The 19,123-nt window shown below is 72.1% G+C and carries 17 protein-coding genes and 1 pseudogene; 9 read left to right on the top strand and 9 right to left on the bottom strand.

Annotation, left to right across the window (positions count from 1 at the left end):
* Window positions 1-231 precede the first annotated feature (231 nt).
* The gene (locus KDK95_RS08205; RefSeq protein ID WP_212517432.1) at window positions 232-1,182 is read right to left on the bottom strand and encodes a hypothetical protein; all 951 of its coding nucleotides are present in this window, start codon (window positions 1,180-1,182) and stop codon (window positions 232-234) included.
* A 137-nt stretch (window positions 1,183-1,319) separates the two neighbouring features.
* Between KDK95_RS08205 and pcrA the strand changes: the two genes are divergently transcribed.
* Window positions 1,320-3,728, top strand: coding sequence for a DNA helicase PcrA (gene pcrA, locus KDK95_RS08200; protein ID WP_212517431.1), 2,409 nt, complete (start codon window positions 1,320-1,322; stop codon window positions 3,726-3,728).
* 248 nt (window positions 3,729-3,976) lie between these two features.
* Here pcrA and KDK95_RS08195 read toward each other — a convergent pair whose 3' ends face one another.
* The 4 genes from KDK95_RS08195 to KDK95_RS08180 are packed head-to-tail and all read right to left on the bottom strand — an operon-like array spanning window position 3,977 to window position 7,560.
* A complete protein-coding gene (locus KDK95_RS08195) occupies window positions 3,977-4,621 on the bottom strand; it encodes a response regulator (protein WP_212517430.1) in 645 nt (214 codons plus the stop codon).
* Window positions 4,622-4,625: 4 nt separating this feature from the next.
* A complete protein-coding gene (locus KDK95_RS08190) occupies window positions 4,626-5,885 on the bottom strand; it encodes a sensor histidine kinase (protein ID WP_212517429.1) in 1,260 nt (419 codons plus the stop codon).
* A 6-nt stretch (window positions 5,886-5,891) separates the two neighbouring features.
* The gene (locus tag KDK95_RS08185) at window positions 5,892-6,725 is read right to left on the bottom strand and encodes an ABC transporter permease (RefSeq protein ID WP_212517428.1); all 834 of its coding nucleotides are present in this window, start codon (window positions 6,723-6,725) and stop codon (window positions 5,892-5,894) included.
* Window positions 6,726-6,756: 31 nt separating this feature from the next.
* Window positions 6,757-7,560: an ABC transporter ATP-binding protein gene (locus tag KDK95_RS08180; RefSeq protein ID WP_212517427.1), complete on the bottom strand. Its 804-nt coding sequence runs from the start codon at window positions 7,558-7,560 to the stop codon at window positions 6,757-6,759.
* 192 nt (window positions 7,561-7,752) lie between these two features.
* Between KDK95_RS08180 and KDK95_RS08175 the strand changes: the two genes are divergently transcribed.
* From KDK95_RS08175 to KDK95_RS35660, 5 genes and pseudogenes are all read left to right on the top strand, one after another.
* Complete coding sequence (locus tag KDK95_RS08175; protein ID WP_212517426.1) at window positions 7,753-8,187, top strand: cobalamin B12-binding domain-containing protein; 435 nt, start codon at window positions 7,753-7,755, stop codon at window positions 8,185-8,187.
* 89 nt (window positions 8,188-8,276) lie between these two features.
* Window positions 8,277-8,570 carry a hypothetical protein gene (locus tag KDK95_RS08170; RefSeq protein WP_212517425.1) on the top strand — a complete coding sequence of 98 codons (294 nt, stop codon included), beginning with the start codon at window positions 8,277-8,279 and terminating at the stop codon, window positions 8,568-8,570.
* A gap of 255 nt (window positions 8,571-8,825) precedes the next feature.
* Window positions 8,826-9,998 (top strand): ADP-forming succinate--CoA ligase subunit beta, encoded by a 1,173-nt coding sequence (sucC, locus tag KDK95_RS08165; protein WP_212517424.1) that lies wholly within the window; start codon window positions 8,826-8,828, stop codon window positions 9,996-9,998.
* Window positions 9,999-10,013: 15 nt separating this feature from the next.
* Window positions 10,014-10,895, top strand: coding sequence for a succinate--CoA ligase subunit alpha (gene sucD / locus KDK95_RS08160; RefSeq protein ID WP_212517423.1), 882 nt, complete (start codon window positions 10,014-10,016; stop codon window positions 10,893-10,895).
* 187 nt (window positions 10,896-11,082) lie between these two features.
* A pseudogene (locus KDK95_RS35660) lies at window positions 11,083-12,315 on the top strand (cell division protein PerM); the annotation flags it as partial.
* 90 nt (window positions 12,316-12,405) lie between these two features.
* On the opposite strand, the gene KDK95_RS38170 reads toward KDK95_RS35660, so the two are convergent.
* Complete coding sequence (locus KDK95_RS38170; RefSeq protein WP_372463286.1) at window positions 12,406-12,789, bottom strand: RDD family protein; 384 nt, start codon at window positions 12,787-12,789, stop codon at window positions 12,406-12,408.
* A gap of 156 nt (window positions 12,790-12,945) precedes the next feature.
* On the opposite strand from KDK95_RS38170, the gene KDK95_RS35655 reads away from it, so the two are divergent.
* Complete coding sequence (locus KDK95_RS35655; RefSeq protein WP_249160654.1) at window positions 12,946-13,968, top strand: hypothetical protein; 1,023 nt, start codon at window positions 12,946-12,948, stop codon at window positions 13,966-13,968.
* A gap of 146 nt (window positions 13,969-14,114) precedes the next feature.
* On the opposite strand, the gene KDK95_RS08150 is transcribed toward KDK95_RS35655, so the two are convergent.
* The 3 genes from KDK95_RS08150 to KDK95_RS35645 are packed head-to-tail and all read right to left on the bottom strand — an operon-like array spanning window position 14,115 to window position 16,687.
* The gene (locus KDK95_RS08150; protein WP_212517421.1) at window positions 14,115-15,212 is read right to left on the bottom strand and encodes an RDD family protein; all 1,098 of its coding nucleotides are present in this window, start codon (window positions 15,210-15,212) and stop codon (window positions 14,115-14,117) included.
* 39 nt (window positions 15,213-15,251) lie between these two features.
* Window positions 15,252-15,701 carry a DUF2752 domain-containing protein gene (locus tag KDK95_RS35650; protein ID WP_249160652.1) on the bottom strand — a complete coding sequence of 150 codons (450 nt, stop codon included), beginning with the start codon at window positions 15,699-15,701 and terminating at the stop codon, window positions 15,252-15,254.
* The gene (locus KDK95_RS35645; RefSeq protein ID WP_249160650.1) at window positions 15,701-16,687 is read right to left on the bottom strand and encodes a hypothetical protein; all 987 of its coding nucleotides are present in this window, start codon (window positions 16,685-16,687) and stop codon (window positions 15,701-15,703) included. Before KDK95_RS35645 ends, KDK95_RS35650 begins: the two co-directional genes overlap by 1 nt.
* 146 nt (window positions 16,688-16,833) lie before the next feature.
* Here KDK95_RS35645 and purN point away from each other — a divergent pair, with 146 nt between their 5' ends.
* Both purN and purH read left to right on the top strand, forming a co-directional pair.
* Entirely contained in the window at window positions 16,834-17,475 is a 642-nt protein-coding gene (gene purN / locus KDK95_RS35640; protein WP_307844270.1) for a phosphoribosylglycinamide formyltransferase, read from the top strand.
* Window positions 17,472-19,052 (top strand): bifunctional phosphoribosylaminoimidazolecarboxamide formyltransferase/IMP cyclohydrolase, encoded by a 1,581-nt coding sequence (purH, locus tag KDK95_RS08140; protein WP_212517420.1) that lies wholly within the window; start codon window positions 17,472-17,474, stop codon window positions 19,050-19,052. The genes purN and purH overlap by 4 nt, the downstream gene beginning before the upstream one ends.
* Window positions 19,053-19,123 lie beyond the last annotated feature (71 nt).

Raw genomic sequence — 19,123 nt, 5'->3', positions numbered from 1 at the left:
TACGCGGGCCGCCGGGCGGTGGCGAATGGTCGGAGTCTGCCGTGCTCTGTCCGTTTTGCCGGTCGGGCGAACCGGACCAAACGGACCGGCATGCGAGCCGTTTCGTGATGCGCCAAGCGGAGGAAGGGTTTCCGACAGAGCGTCGGCAAGAAGTCGGGTTCTCATTCTCATGAGTCGTGCATAGTGTGCACGCTCCGATATCCGCCGGTCAACGGTGTGTGTCGAGGTAATTCAGGGAGATCCGGTGCTGGTCGCGCCCTGGGCCTGAGGCGAACCGCTCGCGGTCCCCGTGGAGCCGGCCGACGCGGAGGCCCCGGGCGACGCCGAGGAACTCGCCGAGGGTGAGGACGAGGCCGAGCCTGAGGAGGACGCCGACGCCGATGACGTGGCCTCGGATCCCTGCGACTGCGTGGAATCCGGCGACGCTGACGAGCCGTCACCGGTCGCCTTCCGGGTCGTCTCGGTCACGGTCGTCGTCGTGGTCGTCGAGGGCGTCGTGTTCGAGCCCGCGTCGCGCACCGGGGCGCCGGCGAACATGCCGACGACGATCGAGACGCTGAAGACCGCGAGGATGGCCGCGGCTATGCCCATCGGCTTGCGGTACTTGAGGATCCGGGCGAGGCGGTTGCGGCGCACGGGGCTCGGCTCGTCCCCGGTCGCCGGCGGAGTGAGCAGCCGGGTCCGGTCCGCGTCCACCCCGGGCGGCAGGATCAGCTTCGTCTCGTCCCGGACGACCTCGGTCTCGGCCGTGGCCTCCTTGGGCGTCCACAGCGCTACCGCGGGCGCTGCCGCCGCGCTGTAGAAACGTCCGGCCGGCACCGGCCGCGCCGCCTGCCCTGCGTCCTGCGCTCCGGCCCGCGCCCGCTCCGCCTGCTGTGCCTTCTCCGCCCGCTTCGCATCCTCCGCGTCCGTCTCGACCTCGATCAGCTGACCGTTCACCAGCAGCGTCTGCTTGATCTTGTCCCCGCCCGTGCGGAACAGGTGGGCCCAGACCGCCGCGCCGGTCGTCGCCACGATCGAGCCGACCGCCGCGCCGATCACCGTGCCGGCCACGCCGAGGTACGAGGCGACGACCGAGGCGCAGCAGGCCGCCAACGCGGAAGCCGCGACCTGACTCGTGGTCAGATTCAGTCGCGGCTTCCTGTCGTCCTGCGGTTCCCGCGCGTTGTCTCGCTCGCTCATCGGTCTCCAGAGGTCAGACTCGTCTCGTTATTCAACCGTAATCCAAATCACGCTCCGCCCCCGTGCGCCCCCGCACGGCCTGTGAGCGAACTCACGGATCCGGCCGTTGTCGGCGGACGGTTCTACACTCGGGTGCGATGAGCGGCTACGAGACCCCCCTGTTCGATCTGCCCAAGCCTCCCGCCCCCGCGCGGCACCGGGCGGAGTCCGCGCTGCCCGGTCTCGGCCGCCCGGCGCCCCGTGAGCAGGAGCGCGGCGATCTGCCGGCCCCGTCGTCTGCGGGGGCGCCGCCGTTCGCGCCCGCCGCCGCGCGGGACATGACCGCGATGCTGGACGGCCTCAACCCGGCCCAGCGCGAGGCCGTCGTGCACAGCGGCGCCCCGCTGCTCATCGTCGCCGGCGCCGGCTCCGGCAAGACCCGGGTGCTCACCAACCGCATCGCCTACCTGCTCGGCGAGCGCGGCGTGCACCCCGGCGAGATCCTGGCGATCACCTTCACCAACAAGGCCGCCGCCGAGATGCGCGAGCGGGTCGAGGCGCTGATCGGCCCGCGCGCCCGGATGATGTGGGTCTCCACGTTCCACTCCGCCTGCGTGCGCATCCTGCGCCGCGAGCACGAGCACCTGGGCCTGCCGTCCTCCTTCACCATCTACGACGCGGACGACTCGCGCCGGCTGATGACGCAGGTGGCCAGGGACCTCGACCTGGACGTCAAGCGGCACCCGCCGCGCGGCCTGCTCGCCGCGGTCTCCGCGCTCAAGAACGAGCTGGTCGACCACGAGTCGGCGCGCGACGCCGCGCAGTCGGACCGCGAGCAGCTGATCGCCGAGGTCTACGGCGTCTACCAGAACCGGCTCATCGCGGCGAAGGCGCTGGACTTCGACGACCTGATCATGACGACGGTCAACCTCTTCCAGGCGTTCCCGGCCGTCGCCGAGAGCTACCGCCGCCGCTTCCGGCACGTGCTGGTCGACGAGTACCAGGACACCAACCACGCGCAGTACGTGCTGGTCCGCGAACTCGTCGGCCCGGCGGACGGCGAGCTCCCGCCCGCCGAGCTGTGCGTCGTCGGCGACGCGGACCAGTCGATCTACGCCTTCCGCGGCGCCACGATCCGCAACATCCTCGAGTTCGAGGCGGACTACCCGAACGCCAAGACGATCCTGCTTGAGCAGAACTACCGCTCCACCCAGACCATCCTGACCGCCGCGAACGCGGTGATCGAGAAGAACCGCGGCCGCAAGCCGAAGAACCTGTGGACCGACTCCGGCGCCGGCGAGCGGATCATCGGCTACGTCGCCGACTCCGAGCACGACGAGGCCGCCTTCGTCGCCAACGAGGTGGACCGGCTCACCGACGAGGGGCTGGCCAAGCCCGGCGACGTGGCCGTGTTCTACCGGACCAACGCGCAGTCCCGCGCGTTCGAGGAGTGCTTCATCCGGGTCGGCCTGCCCTACCGCGTGGTCGGCGGCGTGCGCTTCTACGAGCGCAAGGAGGTCAAGGATGTCCTGGCCTACCTCAGGTCGCTGGCGAACCCGGACGACTCCGTCTCCCTGAAGCGCATCATCAACGTGCCCAAGCGCGGCATCGGCGACCGCGCCGAGGCGATGCTCGACGCGCTCGCCAACCGCGAGCGCATCTCCTTCGGCGCGGCCGTCGACCGCGCCGACGAGGCCTACGGCATGGCCGCCCGCTCCCTCAACGCCGTCAAGGGATTCGCCGCGCTCATGGCCGGCCTGCGCGAGAAGGTCGAGGACGGCGCCGGCCCGGCCGAGGTGCTCGAAGCGATCCTGGAGCGCACCGGCTACCTCGCCGACCTGCAGGAGTCCACCGACCCGCAGGACGAGAGCCGCGCCGAGAACCTCCAGGAGCTCGTCGCCGTCGCCCACGAGTACGAGAGCACCGAGGGCAACGAGGGGATAGACGGCTTCCTCGAGCGCGTCGCCCTCGTCGCCGACGCCGACCAGATCCCCGGCGAGCACGAAGACGGCCTCATCACCCTGATGACGCTGCACACGGCCAAGGGCCTCGAGTTCCCGGTCGTCTTCCTGACCGGCCTGGAGGAGGGCGTCTTCCCGCACACCCGCGCCCTCGGCAACACGCAGGAGCTGGAGGAGGAGCGCCGGCTCGCCTACGTGGGTATCACCCGGGCCCGCCAGCGCCTGTACTTCAGCCGCGCCGTCCTCCGCTCCGCCTGGGGCGCCCCCGCCTACAACCCCGAGAGCCGCTTCGTCAGCGAGGTCCCGAAGGATCTGGTCCAATGGGAGCGCGAGGCCCCCGCCCCGAGCTCCACCGCGTTCGGCACCCAGACCCCGCAGCTGACCGCGTCCGCCAGCAAGACGCGCAAGACCGGCTTCAAGTCCCTCGGCGCCTTCGGCCGCGAGCCGATCTCCGTCGCCCCCGGCGACCGCGTCATCCACGACACCTACGGACTGGGGACGGTCGTCTCCGTCGAGGGCCGCACCGGCGAGCACGCGACGGTGGACTTCGGATCCGAGGGAGTCAGGAAGCTGGTGCTCGCCTTCGCACCGCTGCAGAAGCTGTGACCGTCCTGATTCAGCTCGGGGCCGGCGTCGCGGTGGACGGCTGGGGTTCGGGGTGCTGTCGCACCCCGTGGTTTGCGCTGCCCAGTGCTCATCGCGGTAGAGCACGGTCTCGTGCTCAGGTGTCGTTGGCTCGTCAGCGAGCTCGCAGATGAAGCAGTGGCCTCCGTCATCGCCATCGTCACGCCTGCTGGACGCGAGGGGTCCTCGGCATCGAGCCGAAGTGCCGTCAGCCTGATTGCGAGACGCGGCTACACGCCCAGATACCTCAGCACCGCGAGCACCCGGCGGTGGTCGGCGCCGGAGACCGGCAGGTCCAGCTTCGTGAAGATGCTCGCCACGTGCTTCTCGACCGCGCGTTCCGTGACGAACAGCGCCGCCGCGATGGCGGCGTTGGAGCGGCCTTCGGCCATGAGGCCCAGCACCTCGCGTTCGCGGGGGGTGAGGGTCTCCAGGGCGTTGCGCGAGTTGCTGGCGCCCACGAGTTGGGAGACGACCTCCGGGTCCAGGGCGGTGCCGCCGGATGCGACGCGCTCCAGTGCGTCCATGAAGTCCTTGGTGTCCATAACGCGCTCCTTGAGCAGGTAGCCGACGCCGGCCGAGTTGCCGGCCAGGAGGCGGCTCGCGTACTGGGTCTCGACGTACTGCGAGAAGATCAGGATTCTGAGGCTCGGGTCGGCGGCGCGCAGCTCGATGGCGGCGCGCAGGCCCTCGTCGGTGTGGGTGGGGGGCATCCGGATGTCGGAGACCACGATCTGCGGGCGGTGCTCCTCGACCGCCTCGCGCAGCCGGGTCGCGTCGGGTAGCGCCGCGACCACCTCGTGCCCCTCGTCCTCGAGCAGGCCCACCAGCCCGGCCCGCAGGATCGGGGAGTCCTCCGCCACCACGATGCGCATTCCCTCAGTTCCCCTCGTCGGCCTTCATCGTCGGAAGTTGCACGGTCACGGTCGTCGGGCCGCCGACGGGGCTGAGGACCGTGAGGTGCCCGTCCATGGTCCGGATCCGCTCGGCCAGCCCGCGCAGGCCGGTGCCCGCGCCGTCCATCCGGGCGCCGCCGCGTCCGTCGTCGGTGACGATGAGCTGGACGGCGTCCTCGCGGATGTCGCCGATCACGGTGACGGCGATCGCCTGGGCGCCGCTGTGCTTGGCGGCGTTGGTCAGCAGTTCGGCGGCGGTGAAGTACAGGATCGTCTCGGTGGCGGCGGGCAGCCGCGACCGCAGGCCCACGCGCACCGACGTCGGGATCGGCGTCTTCGCGGCGAGGGTGCGCAGCGCTGGCTCCAGGCCGCTGTCGAGCGCGGGCGGGTGGATGCCGCGGACGAGGTCGCGCAGCTCCTGCACGATCGCCTTCGCCTCGGCCCGCGTCTCGCGGATGAGCGAGAGCCCGGCTTCGCTCTCGCCGCGCTCGAACTGCCGCTCCGCCCTTCCCAGCTGCATGCCGAGGGCCACGAGCCGGGCCTGGGCCCCGTCGTGCAGGTCGCGCTCGATCCGGCGCAGCGTGGCCGCCGCCTCGTTGATCGCGTGCGAGCGGGTCTGCTCCAGCTCCCTGATACGCAGCGAGTCCTCGGAGGGGCCGAGCAGCCGCCGCATCAGCCATACGTCCAGCTGGAGGATCAGCTCGGTCAGCGGGGGCGCGGCCAGGAACATCGCGGTCCACACCGCCACCAGCGTGACCGAGTTGACGCCCCGGTCGTGGATCGCGCCCATGAAGACCAGCGGCAGGCCGAGCCGGAAGCCGACGCCGACCACGAACTCGAAGATCATCAGCAGTCTGATCAGCACGTAGCCGATCCCGCGCCAGCCGACCGCCTCGCCGAAGTGGTACGCGATGAAGCCGAGCGCGCCGGGCCGCCGCGGCGCCCTGACCGGCTCCGGGATGTCCACGCCGAGCAGCTGCCGGGTCATCGCCCGGCGCAGCCCGCCGAGGCCGCGGGAGAGGCCGAGCAGCGGCGGCAGCAGCACCGGAGAGGCCAGGCCGCCGGTCACGATCGACACCGCCACCGCGATCCCGATGGCGATCAGGCAGACCAGGTCGAGGAAGGGCTGGCAGAAGCAGAACACGAACGTGCGCCAGGCGCGTGCGGTGAACGGCTCACGCAGCACGCGCCTGACCACCGCCGTGACCGGGTTCGTCTCCATCGTCACAGCATTCTCACTCATCGGAACCTACACGTCACGGCGCTTGACGGACACGAGCGCCGCGCCGCCGAGCACGACCACCCAGGCCGCCAGGATCAGACCGGCCTGCGCCGGCGTGTACAGGTTGCCCGCGTTGTGCCCGCTGCTGACCACCACGCTCGTGCCCTGCGGCATCGCCGCCGAGAGGTGCTTGCCGACGGTGCCGGGGATCAGGCTGAGCACGCCCGGCAGCACGAAGTGCAGCGCCAGCACCAGGCTGACGGCCGCGGCCGTGTGCCGGACGATCGCGCCGATGGACAGCGCGATCAGGCCCATCGCGGTCATGAACAGTCCGAAGCTGAGGATCGCCCGGATGTTCGTCGGATCGCTGATGGAGACGGACGCGTGCGCGCTGGTGATCGCGGAGCCGATGAAGAAGGACGGGATCGCGATCAGCTCCGAGAAGACGTACACGAACAGCGCGAAGGTCGCCGCCTTGGCCAGCAGCGCGCGGGTCCGGCGCGGCTCGGCGAGCATCGTCGCGCGGATCATCCCGGTGGAGTACTCGGAGGTGATCAGCATCGCCCCGAGCACGCTCACGGCCAGGCTGGCGAACTGCACGCCCGGCTGCAGGATCAGGCCGATCGTGTCCTGCCGGAACTCGGTCTGGGTCGCCGCGTCCAGATGGGTGAAGTCGTGCGTGTAGACGGCGCACGCGGCGACGGTGAAGCCGACGCTGACCGCGATCATCGCGGCCAGCGACCACCAGGTCGAGCGCAGGGACCTGAGCTTGGTCCACTCGCTGCGCATCAGGTCGGTCATGCCGGGCCGGTGCGTGGGACGCACGGCGTCCCCGGCGCGGGTGAGGGTGGCGGTCGTCATCGTGGGATCCCCTGTTCTCGTGGAGTCGGACTTATCGGGCGGAGTACTCGACGGCGCTCGCGGTCAGCCGCATGAAGGCCTCTTCGAGCAGCGCGGGCCTGGCGACGTCCGGGGTCGCCGCGTAGACGGCGGGATCGGTGTGCCGCTCGATGAACTCGGCGGTGCCGCAGTCGGCCAGCAGCCGGCCGCGGCCGATCACCATCAGGTGGTCCGCGGTCACCGCCATCTCGTTCATCAGGTGCGAGGAGACGAGCACCGCGCGGCCCTCGGCGGCCAGCCGCTTCATCAGGTTCCTGATCCAGAAGACCCCCTCGGGGTCGAGGCCGTTGACCGGCTCGTCCAGCAGCACGATCCGCGGGTCGCCGAGCAGCGCCGCCGCGATGCCGAGGCGCTGCGCCATGCCCAGCGAGTAGCCGCCGGCCCGCTTGCCGGCCACGTCGTGCAGCCCGACCAGGTCGAGCACCTCGTCGACCCGCCGCTCGGGCAGCGCCTGGGACTGCGCGAGCGCCAGCAGGTGGTTGCGCGCGCTGCGGCCCTTATGGAAGGCCTTCGCCTCGAGCAGCGCGCCGACGTGCGAGAGCGGCGCGGTCAGCTCGGCGTACGGGCGGCCCTCGATCAGCGCCTGCCCCGAGTCGGGGCGCTCGAGGCCGAGCAGCAGCCGCATCGTGGTCGACTTCCCGGCGCCGTTCGGCCCGAGGAAGCCGGTCACCCGGCCGGCGTGCACCTGGAAGTCGAGCCCGTCGACCACGGTCTTGCTTCCGTAGGACTTGGTCAGCCCGCGCGCCTCGATCGCGGGGGCGTGGCCCCGGCGGAGGTTCTCAGTGTTCTTCGGCATGGATCCAGCGTCGCGCTCCGGACCCGTCCGGCACGAGGGCGCGGGCACCCGGGTCCGTGGTGGTGCCAGCCCCACCCCGTGCCGGAGATCACAGCCCCGCCGGCGCGCCGTCCGCGGCGGCCTCGGCTACGCTGCGACTGGCCGAAAGTGTCGAGTACGCGGGTACTCCATCGGCCTCACGAAGGAGTGAGCATGAGCGAGACCGAGATCAAGGCTGCCCACACGCCCGCCCCCGGATCTGCGCCGATCCGCGTCGTCATCGCCAAGCCCGGCCTCGACGGCCACGACCGCGGCGCCAAGGTCGTCGCCCGCGCCCTGCGCGACGCCGGCGTCGAGGTCGTCTACACGGGGCTGCACCAGATGCCCGAGCAGATCGTGGCCACCGCCATCCAGGAGGACGCGGACGGCATCGGCATGTCGATCCTCTCCGGCGCGCACATGACCCTCTGCCCGAAGGTCGTCGAGCTGCTCAAGGCCCAGGACGCCGCGGACATCAAGGTCTTCGTCGGCGGGATCATCCCCGAGGGCGACATCCGCTCGCTGCTCGACGCGGGCATCGCGGCCGTGTTCACCCCGGGCACCCCGACCCAGGAGATCGTGGACTGGGCGTACGCCAACCTCGGCTGAGCCCGGATCGCCTGCCGCCGAACGCCCCCGGCTGCGCGCCGGGGGATTCTCGCACGCATGAGCACTGCGATTCGCGGGCACTCGGCGGTATGGCTGAAGCATTGCGGAGACGGTACAGCGGCCTCGCCGCTGTCATCATGCTCATCGTCGGCGTCATCGTCCTGATTCTGGTGCTGCACATCCTGTTCGTGCTCATCGGCGCGAACCCCGGCAACAGCATCGTCTCGACGGACGCCACCTGGGCGCGGCACCTCGCGGCCTGGTTCGACGGGCTGTTCACCACGTCCAGCGCGAAATGGAACACGCTGCTCGACTATGGCCTCGCGGCCGTCGTCTACCTGGCCGTCGGACGGCTGCTGGCCGGGCTCGTCGAGCGGGTCTAGCGCGGCGCGTTCCGGCAGACGGAGAGATCCACGCTCGTTCCGATAACCGGACGGGTGGTGCGGGCTGTCGGGCGGAGCGGCTGCGGACGATCTTGCGGGCGGCGATAATTCATTGACACATGCCCACAAGCGGCGTAGCTCACACTCCGCGGATTCCGCCCTCGCATCGCGGACGGGATAACCTCGGACGAGAATCTAGTCCAGGACGGGGACCCCGTGCCCCGAGCCGCAGCACGTCATTGAGGACGGACGAGCGTGGATCTTTTCGAATACCAGGCGAGGGACCTGTTCGCCAAGCACGGCGTACCCGTACTCTCGGCCAAGATCGCTGACACTCCCGAGGAAGCCGAGGCCGTCGCCGCCGAGCTCGGCGGCAAGGTCGTCGTCAAGGCCCAGGTCAAGACCGGCGGCCGCGGCAAGGCCGGCGGCGTGAAGCTGGCCGAGGACCCGGCCGACGCGCGCGCCAAGGCCGAGGGCATCCTCGGCCTGGACATCAAGGGGCACGTGGTGCGCCGTCTGATGCTGGCGCAGACCGCCGACATCGAGACCGAGTACTACGTCTCCTTCCTGCTCGACCGCTCCAACCGCACCTTCCTGGCGATGGCCTCCGTCGAGGGCGGTATGGAGATCGAGGAGATCGCCGTCACCAAGCCCGAGGCGCTGGCCAAGGTCCCGGTGGACGCGACCGTGGGCGTGACCCCGGAGAAGGCGGCCGAGATCGTCGCGGCCGCGAACTTCCCGGCCGACGTCGCCGACCAGGTCGCCGACGTGCTGGTCAAGCTCTGGCAGGTCTTCGTCCAGGAGGACGCCCTCCTGGTCGAGGTCAACCCGCTGGTCAAGACTCCGGCCGGCGACATCCTGGCGCTCGACGGCAAGGTCTCGCTGGACGAGAACGCCGCGTTCCGCCAGGCCGGCCACGCCGAGCTCGAGGACAAGGCCGCGGCCAACCCGCTCGAGGCGGCGGCCAAGGAGAAGCACCTCAACTACGTGAAGCTGGACGGCGAGGTCGGCATCATCGGCAACGGCGCCGGCCTGGTCATGTCCACGCTGGACGTGGTCGCGTACGCGGGCGAGAACCACGGCGGCGTCAAGCCCGCCAACTTCCTGGACATCGGCGGCGGCGCCTCGGCCGAGGTCATGGCCAACGGCCTGGAGATCATTCTCGGCGACACCGACGTCAAGTCCGTGTTCGTCAACGTCTTCGGCGGCATCACCGCGTGCGACGCGGTCGCCAACGGCATCGTGCAGGCCTTCGCGCTGCTCGAGTCGCGCGGCGAGGCCGTCACGAAGCCGCTCGTGGTCCGGCTCGACGGCAACAACGCCGAGCTCGGCCGCAAGATCCTGACCGAGGCGGCGCTGCCGCGGCTCGAGCAGGTCGACACCATGGACGGCGCCGCAGCGCGGGCCGCCGAGCTGGCCGCGAAGTAAGGAAGAGGACTGATCATGGCTATCTTCCTCAACGAGGACTCGAAGATCATCGTCCAGGGCATGACCGGCTCCGAGGGCATGAAGCACACGAAGCGCATGCTGGCTTCGGGCTCCAAGATCGTCGGCGGCGTCAACCCGCGCAAGGCGGGCGAGAAGGTCGAGATCGACGGCGCGTCCATCCCGGTGTTCGGCACCGTGGCCGACGCGATCGCCGAGACCGGCGCGAACGTCTCCGTCATCTTCGTGCCGCCGGCCTTCGCCAAGAGCGCCGTCATCGAGGCGATCGACGCCGAGATCCCGCTCGCCGTCGTCATCACCGAGGGCATCCCGGTGCACGACTCGACCGTCTTCTGGGCGCACGCGCAGGGCAAGAAGACCCGCATCGTCGGCCCGAACTGCCCCGGCCTGATCAGCCCCGGGAAGTCCAACGCGGGCATCATCCCGGCGGACATCACCAAGCCCGGCAAGATCGGCCTGGTCTCGAAGTCCGGCACGCTGACCTACCAGATGATGTACGAGCTGCGCGACCTGGGCTTCTCCAGCGCCGTGGGCATCGGCGGCGACCCGGTCATCGGCACCACGCACATCGACGCGCTGCAGGCCTTCCAGGACGACCCGGAGACCGCGGCGATCGTGATGATCGGCGAGATCGGCGGCGACGCCGAGGAGCGGGCCGCGGCCTACATCAAGGAGCACATCACCAAGCCGGTGGTGGGCTACGTGGCCGGCTTCACCGCGCCCGAGGGCAAGACGATGGGCCACGCCGGCGCCATCGTGTCCGGTTCCTCCGGCACCGCGCAGGCGAAGAAGGAGGCCCTCGAGGCCGTCGGCGTCAAGGTCGGCAAGACGCCGTCCGAGACCGCCAAGCTGATGCGCGAAATCGTGGAAGCGCTGTAAATCGGTTTCAGGCCCGTTGTTGGTTGCGGTAAGACGACAGTCGGGACCGTAGTACGGTCGACTTTCGCAGCCGGGTGCTTACGTGAGCTCCCTGCCCGTTACGCGGGCAGGGAGCTCGTTTTCTCTTTAGAGTGACGAGCTGGCGAGCCTTTCCCGGCCGCGCGGGCGCCCGCGCCAGCATGGGGGGATGGCCGAGACCGAACAAGCGGCCGCCGGGTCCGCGGCCGAGCCGGAGGAGCTCGGGCCGGGCCGGGCCCGGCCGCCTCTCGCGCGGCTGATCGCCGATCAGCTCGCCCAGCTCCCGCCGCTCCCGGAGACCGTGCGGGCGCTGCCCTCGCGGGTGCGCCGGGACTTCGCCGAGAACGGCTCCGCGTACCTCTCCGGCGTGCGCGCGGCGGCGGTGGTGGCGGCGGGCGGCTGGCTGGTCGCCGCGTCGCTCACGCTGCTGCTGTGGGCCACGGCGGCGCCCGCCGGCTCGGACCCGTCGATCCCGCTGCGGGTGAGCGCCGAGCTCTGGCTGGCGGCGCATCACGTGATGCTCCACGCCCCGGACGGCCCCTTCGGTCTCAGCCCCCTGGGATTCACGCTGCTGCCGGTGGTCGGCCTGTACGCCGCGGGGCAGCGGACAGCGCGGAAGGTGCCCGGCTTCGCGGTACGGGCGTCGGTCGGCGCGGCGGTGGGATACGCGGCGTGCGCATGCATCATCGCGGCGGGCGCGACCGGCGACGGCCTGACTCCCGAGTACGCGCAGGTGCTGCTGTATCCCGCCGGAATCGCGCTCGCGGGCCACGCGGCGGGCGCGGCCGGGTCGATCAGGGAGCTGCTGCCGCGTACGGAAGCACCGTGGCTTCCGGCGGCCGCGCGCGGGACGGCGGCCGCGCTCTGCGTCTACCTCGGGGCGGCGGCCTTGCTCGCGGCGTCCCTCGTCGTCACGCACGCCGACGCGGCACTGACGGCGCAGCAGCAGATCGGCGCGGGACCGGCCGGCGAGGCCGGCCTGTTCCTGATCGACGTCGCGTTGGTGCCGAACGCGGTGCTGTGGGTGATCGGCGTGCTCGCGGGGCCCGGGTTCGCACTCGGCACCGGCACGGACGTATCGCTGTTCTCCGTGGTGCGCGGCCCGCTGCCGGGCCTTCCGCTGCTCTCCGCGACCCCGGCGTCCCAGCAGCCTGCGATGGGCTGGCTCGCACTCCTGCTCGTGCCCGCGGCGGCCGGAGCGCTCGGCGCGCTGCTGGTCGGGCGGCGGGCCGCGTCGTGGCCCGACCGGATCACCGCGACCGCGGCGATGGCGGCGGCGGCCGGGCTGATCCTGGCCGTGGCCGAGATGTACGCGGGCGGCCCGGTGGCCTTCGGCGCGATGTCCGTGGTCGGCTCGACGGCGTGGCTCGTCGGCGCGCTCGTGTCCGCGGAGGTGCTGCTGGCCGCCGCCGCCACGTTCGGGGCCTGGTACGTGGCGCCCGCGCTGGCCGAACGGCTGCGCGGGCGCGATGAGCGGGTGGTGCCGGCGTCGTCAGGCCTGGACGACGACCGTGTGGACGATCTTGTCGGCGAAGGTCTGGTTCTTGGCGTCCCAGAGCGGGGCGAAGTAGCCGATGCCGAACTCGAGGATGTGGCAGAAGTACCGGCCGATGGCCCCGCCGAAGCCGGTGACCTGACCGTCAGCCTCCCGAATTACCCGGATGTGCATGACGCCCTTGCCGACGGACTGGCCGGTGGTGCCCTGCTTGTGGGCGTTCCAGAGCCCGATGGCGATGATGTAGACCATGCCGAGGAGCAGGGCGATGACGGCGCCGCCGGAGGGGCCGCCGCTGGTGGTACCGGTGGTGGGGTCGACGGTGATGGGAGTGAGCAGGCCGCTGACGTAGTAGGCGTAGCAGATCCAGAAGGGGATCATCAGGGCGACGTAGTCGATGAGCCCGGCGGCGAACCGCTGCCCCCAGCTGGCGAGGGCGCCTGACCCCGCACCGGCGCCGGGCACGCCCGCGTACGCGCCCTGTGGCATGCCCGGGTAGCCCTGCTGGGGGGCGCCGTACTGGCCAGGGGCCCCGTATTGCGGCTGTCCCTGCGGTCCGCCGAACTGCGGCTGCCCCGGCTGGCCGTACTGCTGCTGCGGTCCGGGCTGTCCGAACTGCGGCTGTCCCTGCTGCGGGATGCCGTATTGCGGCTGTCCCTGCTGCTGGTCCTGCGGCGCACCCCACGGCGTCGCCGGGGCCGAGGTCGGCGAGCCGCCGGGCGGCGTGCTCGAGGTCTGCTGACCGTACTGCGGCTGGCCGGGCTGGCCGTACTGCGGCTGCTGGCCGGGAGCGCCGAACTGCTGCTGTCCCTGCGGGGCGCCGTACTGCGGCTGGCCCTGCTGCTGCGGGGCGCCGAACGCGGGCTGCTGGCCGTACTGCGGCTGGCCCGGCTGGCCGTACGGCTGCTGCGGCTGACCGTACGGCGCCTGCTGCGGGGCGCCGTACTGCGGCTGCTGACCCTGCGGCGGCACGCCGAACTGCGGGTTCTGACCCGGCTGCTGACCGTACTGCGGCTGGCCGGGCTGGCCGTACTGCGGCTGCTGGCCGGGAGCGCCGAACTGCTGCTGTCCCTGCTGCGGGGCGCCGAACTGAGGGTTCTGCCCCTGCGGCGGTACGCCGAACTGGTTCTGCTGGCCGGGCAGCTGACCCGGCTGCTGTCCGAACTGCGGCTGACCCGGCTGCTGCCCCTGCGGCGCACCGAACTGCGGGTTCTGGCCCTGCTGCGGCTGCTGCCCCGGCGCGCCGAACTGCTGCTGTCCCTGCTGCGGCGCACCGAACTGCGGGTTCTGAGCCGGCTGCGGCGCGCCCGTCCCCTCGTGGCCCGGACCCCAGGTCAGCCTGGTCGGCTCGGCGGGGCTCGGCGCGTCGCCCGCGCCGGGCCGCGGAGCGGCGCCCGGCTGGCCGCCCAGCGTCGGGATCGCCCACTGCGTCGGCTCGGCCTGCGCGGACGACGGCTGCGCGGCCGCCGGCTCCGGTGCCGATTCGGTGCTCGGGTTCTGATTCCCCAGGGTGGGAATCGCCCACTGGGTCGGCTCGGCCTGCGGCGCCGGCTGCGCTGACTGCGCGTCGGAGGGCGCGTCGGACGGCGCGTTGGCGGACTCGGAAGAGGGGTCGGACATGGTTCCGCAATTTATCCGACGATGGGACGTCAGGTAACCCCGGGTCCGTACTTGTCACCTGATCGTGGTCAACGCCAACCGCGCGTTCACCTGGCCTGGACCACCACCGAGGACGCGATCTTGTCGCTCCAGGTCTGCGATTTCCGGTCCCACAGCGGCCACAGGTAGTTGAGCACCCCGGGGATCGCGCAGATCGCCCAGAAGACCCCGTTCATGAACAGCCGCAGCAGTCCGTACGCCGGACCCACCACCTGCCCGTCCCGGAAGCGCGCGAGCCGGATCCCGGTCATCCGCTTCCCGGTGGACTGCCCGGTCTTCCCGGCCAGGTACGCGTTGTAGATCGACCACACCAGTCCGACGACCAGGATCACCAGGCCGACCGCCCGCGGCCCGCCGCCCCAGTCGTAGTAGGCGATCTCGGTCAGCCAGCCTCCGATGACCGCGAGCAGGTTGTCGATGATCCACGCGCCGGCGCGCTGACCCCAGGAGGCGAACGGCGGCATCCCCGGCGGCAGCGCCTCGGCGCCGTAGGGCTGCTGCTGACCGCTGTACTGCGGATAGCCGGGTGGCGGGGGATAGCCGTAGCCCGGCTGCTGCTGGCCGTACGGAGCCTGCTGGCCGTACGGCGGCGGAGGCTGGTCGTAGGGCTGCTGCGGTTCCTGCCGGCCCTGTCCGTAGCCGGGCTGCCCGCCCTGCCCCTGCTCGCCGTAGCCGGGCTGCCCGCCCTGGCTCTGCTCGCCGTAGCCGGGCTGCCCGCCCTGCGCCTGCTGGCCGTAGCCGGACTGGCCGCCCTGCCCCTGCTGGCCGTAGCCGGGTTGCTGCTGCTGCGCGTACGAGGGCTGCTGCGGCTGGCCGTACTGCGGCTGCTGGAACTGCTGGCCGTAGGGCTGCTGTTGCTGCTGCTGAGCGCCCTCGGGCGGCGGCTCCCACGGCTGCTGGGGACCGGGATGCTGTCCCGGCCGGCCCAGCTGCTGGTTGAGCGGCGGCGGCACCGCGGTGAACGCCGTCGGATTGCCCTGCTCGTCCACCCGCGGCTGCTGGTGCAGTTCGCGCAGCGCGTCCTCAGGCGTGACCCCGCCCTGGCCGGCCGCCTCGGACCGCTGCTCCTCGGGCGGTCGCGGGTCCTGCGAACTCGGGTTCTCGGGCGTGCTCACCGTGGCCTCCCAGATCTGTCCGTCCGTCAAACAGATCATGTGACGAGCGCGGGCGTTCCGCCTCTCGGGCTACTCCAACCGCGTGCCGCCGAGGAGGAAGCCGAAGCGGTGCAGCTGCCACGCCCAGGAGATCGCCAGCACGACGCCGAGCAGCGCGTTGCGCCGCCGCGCGGGCAGGCTCGCCCAGGACGCGACCGGGTCGACGAGCGCGAGCGGCGCGGCGAGGAAGACGATGAACGCGAGCACGGTGACCGGGTTGGCCATCAGCGCCGCGGTCCAGTGCCCGGCGCCGGCCTCCATGAACACCGTCGTCGACCCGCACATCGGGCACGGGACGCCGGTCAGCCGGCGCAGCGGGCAGAGCGCACCCGGATCGTGGTGCTCGTGGATCCAGGCGGCGCCGAGCGAGCAGGCCGCCGCCAGGCCGAGGCGTGCGGCGCACGAGCGCAGCCGCCCCGGCATCCGGCGCGGCGCGAGGCGCACGAGCCGGTTCGGCGACGGCGCCCCGGCCGCGTACATCAGCCTCTGGTCCCGAAATCGTGCTGGAAGCTCGTCTCGCACTGGTTCTGCGCGGAGATCGTGGTCGCCGAGCGCAGGCAGGTCGAGAGCTGCGAGAGCTGCGTGTAGAAGATCAGCGAGAACGCCAGGATCATCAGCGAGAGCAGCGCCGCGATCGAGCTCCACACGATCGCGCCGACGGCCTCCGGCGCGCGCTTGTTGCGCGCCAGCGCCGCGCGCTGCGCGAACACGCCGAGCCACAGGCCGACCAGGCCGAGCACGAGCCCGGCCCCGGCCCCGACCATCCAGGTCGGGAAGTTCGAGACGCTGTACCAGATCGACGCCATCGTGCAGGCGATCGCGCCGAGCGCCAGGCCGCGGGCCCAGCGGGTGCGCAGGTCCAGCGGCGCGCGCTTGTCCTCCTCGGCCGGCGGACGCGGCTGGCGCTGCCGCTGCCACGGATCGTCCTGCCGGTTCGGCGGGGGCTGCTGCCGGTGCTGCGGCGGGCCGTACGGGCTCGGCCCGTGCCACGGCGGCATCGGCGGCGGCAGCGGCTGGCCGTACGGGCCCTGCGGCGGCGGCGCGATCGGCGGCTGCTGCGGCTCCGCAGCGCCCTGCGCCTCAGGGGACTGATCCTCAGGGCCCGCCGAAGCCTGCGCGTCCGCCGAATCCGTGTCCTGCGACGGAGCGTGCTGCGCCGGAGCATCCTGCGACGCGCCCGGCGCCGCGGACGACTCGCGCGGCGGCGCGGGCTGCTGCGGGGGCATCGGCTGCTGCGGGGGCATCGCCACGCCCCAGCCCGCCTGCGCAGGCGCCTGCGGACCGCCGCCGGGCTGGCCGACGAACCACGGCGCGGGCGCCGGCTGGCTGTCCGACCAGCGCGGGGGCTTCGGGGCGCCGTCGTGCGCAGCGTCGCCGGGGCCCTCGCCCGACGGCTCGAGTCCGCTGTCCGGCTCGGTCTGGCTGGGCGAGGCGTCGGTCACGTTCTCCTCAGGTTCCGTCGTCATATCGTCGTCAGTCGCTGATTGGCCCTCTCACGGTATCCATAGATATCGTTGGCCGCGAATCCGCGTCCCGCCCGTTACACACCGTCCGGACGGACGACGCGGTTCGAATTCTGCAGCCAGAATCTCACAGAAAGGGAGCCGCGGTCGTGGCCTCCACTCTGGACCTCTTACCCGGCCATGCGCCGGCGCGCCTCGTCGTGCTGGTCTCCGGCTCGGGAACCAACCTCCAAGCTCTGCTCGACGCGAGCCGGGACCCCGCGTACGGCGCGCGGGTCGTCGCCGTCGGGGCCGACCGGGACGCGATCCAAGGCCTGGCCAGGGCCGAGGGCGCGGGCGTGCCCACCTTCGTCCACCGGGTCAAGGACCACCCGGACCGCCGGGCCTGGGACCTGGCGATCCGCGACACCGTCGCCGGCTACGAGCCCGACCTGGTGGTCAGCGCCGGGTTCATGAAGCTGCTCGGCCCCGACTTCCTCGCCGCGTTCCCCGGCCGGGTGGTGAACACGCACCCGGCCCTGCTGCCCTCCTTCCCCGGCATGCACGCGGCGCGCGACGCGCTCGCGTACGGCGTGAAGGTCACCGGCTGCACGCTGTTCGCGGTGACCGAGGGCGTGGACGACGGCCCGGTGATCGCGCAGAGCGCGGTCCCCGTGGAGGCGGACGACGACGAGAACTCCCTGCACGAGCGCATCAAGGTCGCGGAACGCGCGCTGCTCGTGGACTACGTGGGCCGGATGGCCCGCGGCGGCTGGACCATCGACGCGGAGCGAAAGGTGACCGTGAAATGACCGAGAACAACGCAGAGCAGGCCGTGAGGATCCGCCGGGCGCTGGTCAGCGTCTACGACAAGACCGGCCTGGCCGAGCTGGCCACCGGCCTGCACGCGGCCGGCGTCGCCATCGTCTCCACCGGCAGCACGGCCGCGCGGATCCGCGAGGCGGGCGTGCCGGTCACCGAGGTCGCCGAGCTCACCGGCTTCCCCGAGTGCCTGGACGGCCGGGTCAAGACGCTGCACCCGAAGGTGCACGCCGGCATCCTCGCCGACCGCCGGCTGCCCGAGCACGTCGCGCAGCTCGAGGAGCTCGGCGTCGAGCCCTTCGACCTGGTCGTGGTCAACCTCTACCCGTTCACCCAGACGGTCGCCTCCGGCGCCGCCCCGGACGAGTGCGTGGAGCAGATCGACATCGGCGGGCCGTCCATGGTCCGCGCCGCCGCGAAGAACCACCCGAGCGTCGCGGTCGTGGTCAACCCCGAGCGCTACGCCGACGTGCTGGCCACCGCGAACTCGGCCGATGGCGGCTTCACCCTGGCCCAGCGCAAGCGGCTGGCCGCCGAGGCCTTCGCGCACACCGCGGCGTACGACGCGGCCGTCGCCTCCTGGTTCGCCCGGGACTACGCGCCCGCCGACGACTCGCCGTTCCCCGAGTTCCTGGCGATGCCGTACGTGCGCTCCTCGGTGCTGCGCTACGGCGAGAACCCGCACCAGGGTGCGGCGCTCTACCTCGCGCAGCACAGCGCCGGCACGCTCGCCGAGGCCGAGCAGCTGCACGGCAAGGAGATGTCGTTCAACAACTACGTCGACTCCGACGCCGCGCTGCGGGCCGCGTACGACTTCGAGGAGCCGTGCGTCGCGATCATGAAGCACGCGAACCCGTGCGGCATCGCGGTCTCCGGCGTGGACATCGCCGACGCGCACCGCAAGGCGCACGCCTGCGACCCGGTCTCCGCGTTCGGCGGGGTCATCGCCGTGAACCGGCCGGTCAGCGTCGAGATGGCGCGCCAGGTCGCCGAGGTGTTCACCGAGGTGCTGATCGCCCCCGAGTACGAGGACGGCGCCGTCGAGATCCTGGCCGCCCGCAAGAACATCCGGCTGCTGCGCACCCCGGCCCGGGCCCGCCGGCACGTCGAGTTCCGGCAGATCTGCGGCGGCCTGCTGGTGCAGCAGGGCGACCTCTACCAGGCGCCCGGCGACGCGCCCGAGGCCTGGCAGCTCGCCGCGGGCCCGGCGGCGTCCGACGAGGTGCTGGCCGACCTGGCCTTCGCCTGGCGGGCGGTGCGCGCGGTCAAGTCCAACGCGATCCTGCTGGCCGCGGGGCAGGCCTCGGTCGGCGTCGGCATGGGCCAGGTGAACCGGGTCGACTCGGCCCGCCTGGCGGTGGCCAGGGCCGGCGAGCGGGCGGCGGGCTCGGTCGTCGCCTCGGACGCCTACTTCCCGTTCGCCGACGGCCTGCAGGTGCTGATCGACGCGGGGGTGCGCGCGGTCGTCCAGCCCGGCGGCTCCGTGCGCGACGCCGACTCGATCGCGGCCGCCGACGCGGCCGGCGTGACGATGTACCTGACGGGCACGCGGCACTTCGCGCACTGACCCGAAGCGCGGCGGCGGCCCGATCCGCGATCGGGCCGCCGCCGCGAAGCGCCGGGCCAGGCAAGGCACGG

This window comes from Actinospica acidithermotolerans (genome assembly GCF_018139625.1).
In the GTDB taxonomy this organism is placed as follows: domain Bacteria; phylum Actinomycetota; class Actinomycetes; order Streptomycetales; family Catenulisporaceae; genus Actinospica; species Actinospica acidithermotolerans.
The sequence above is the reverse complement of the archived record's forward strand: the minus strand, read 5'-3'. Positions and strand labels throughout refer to the sequence as shown.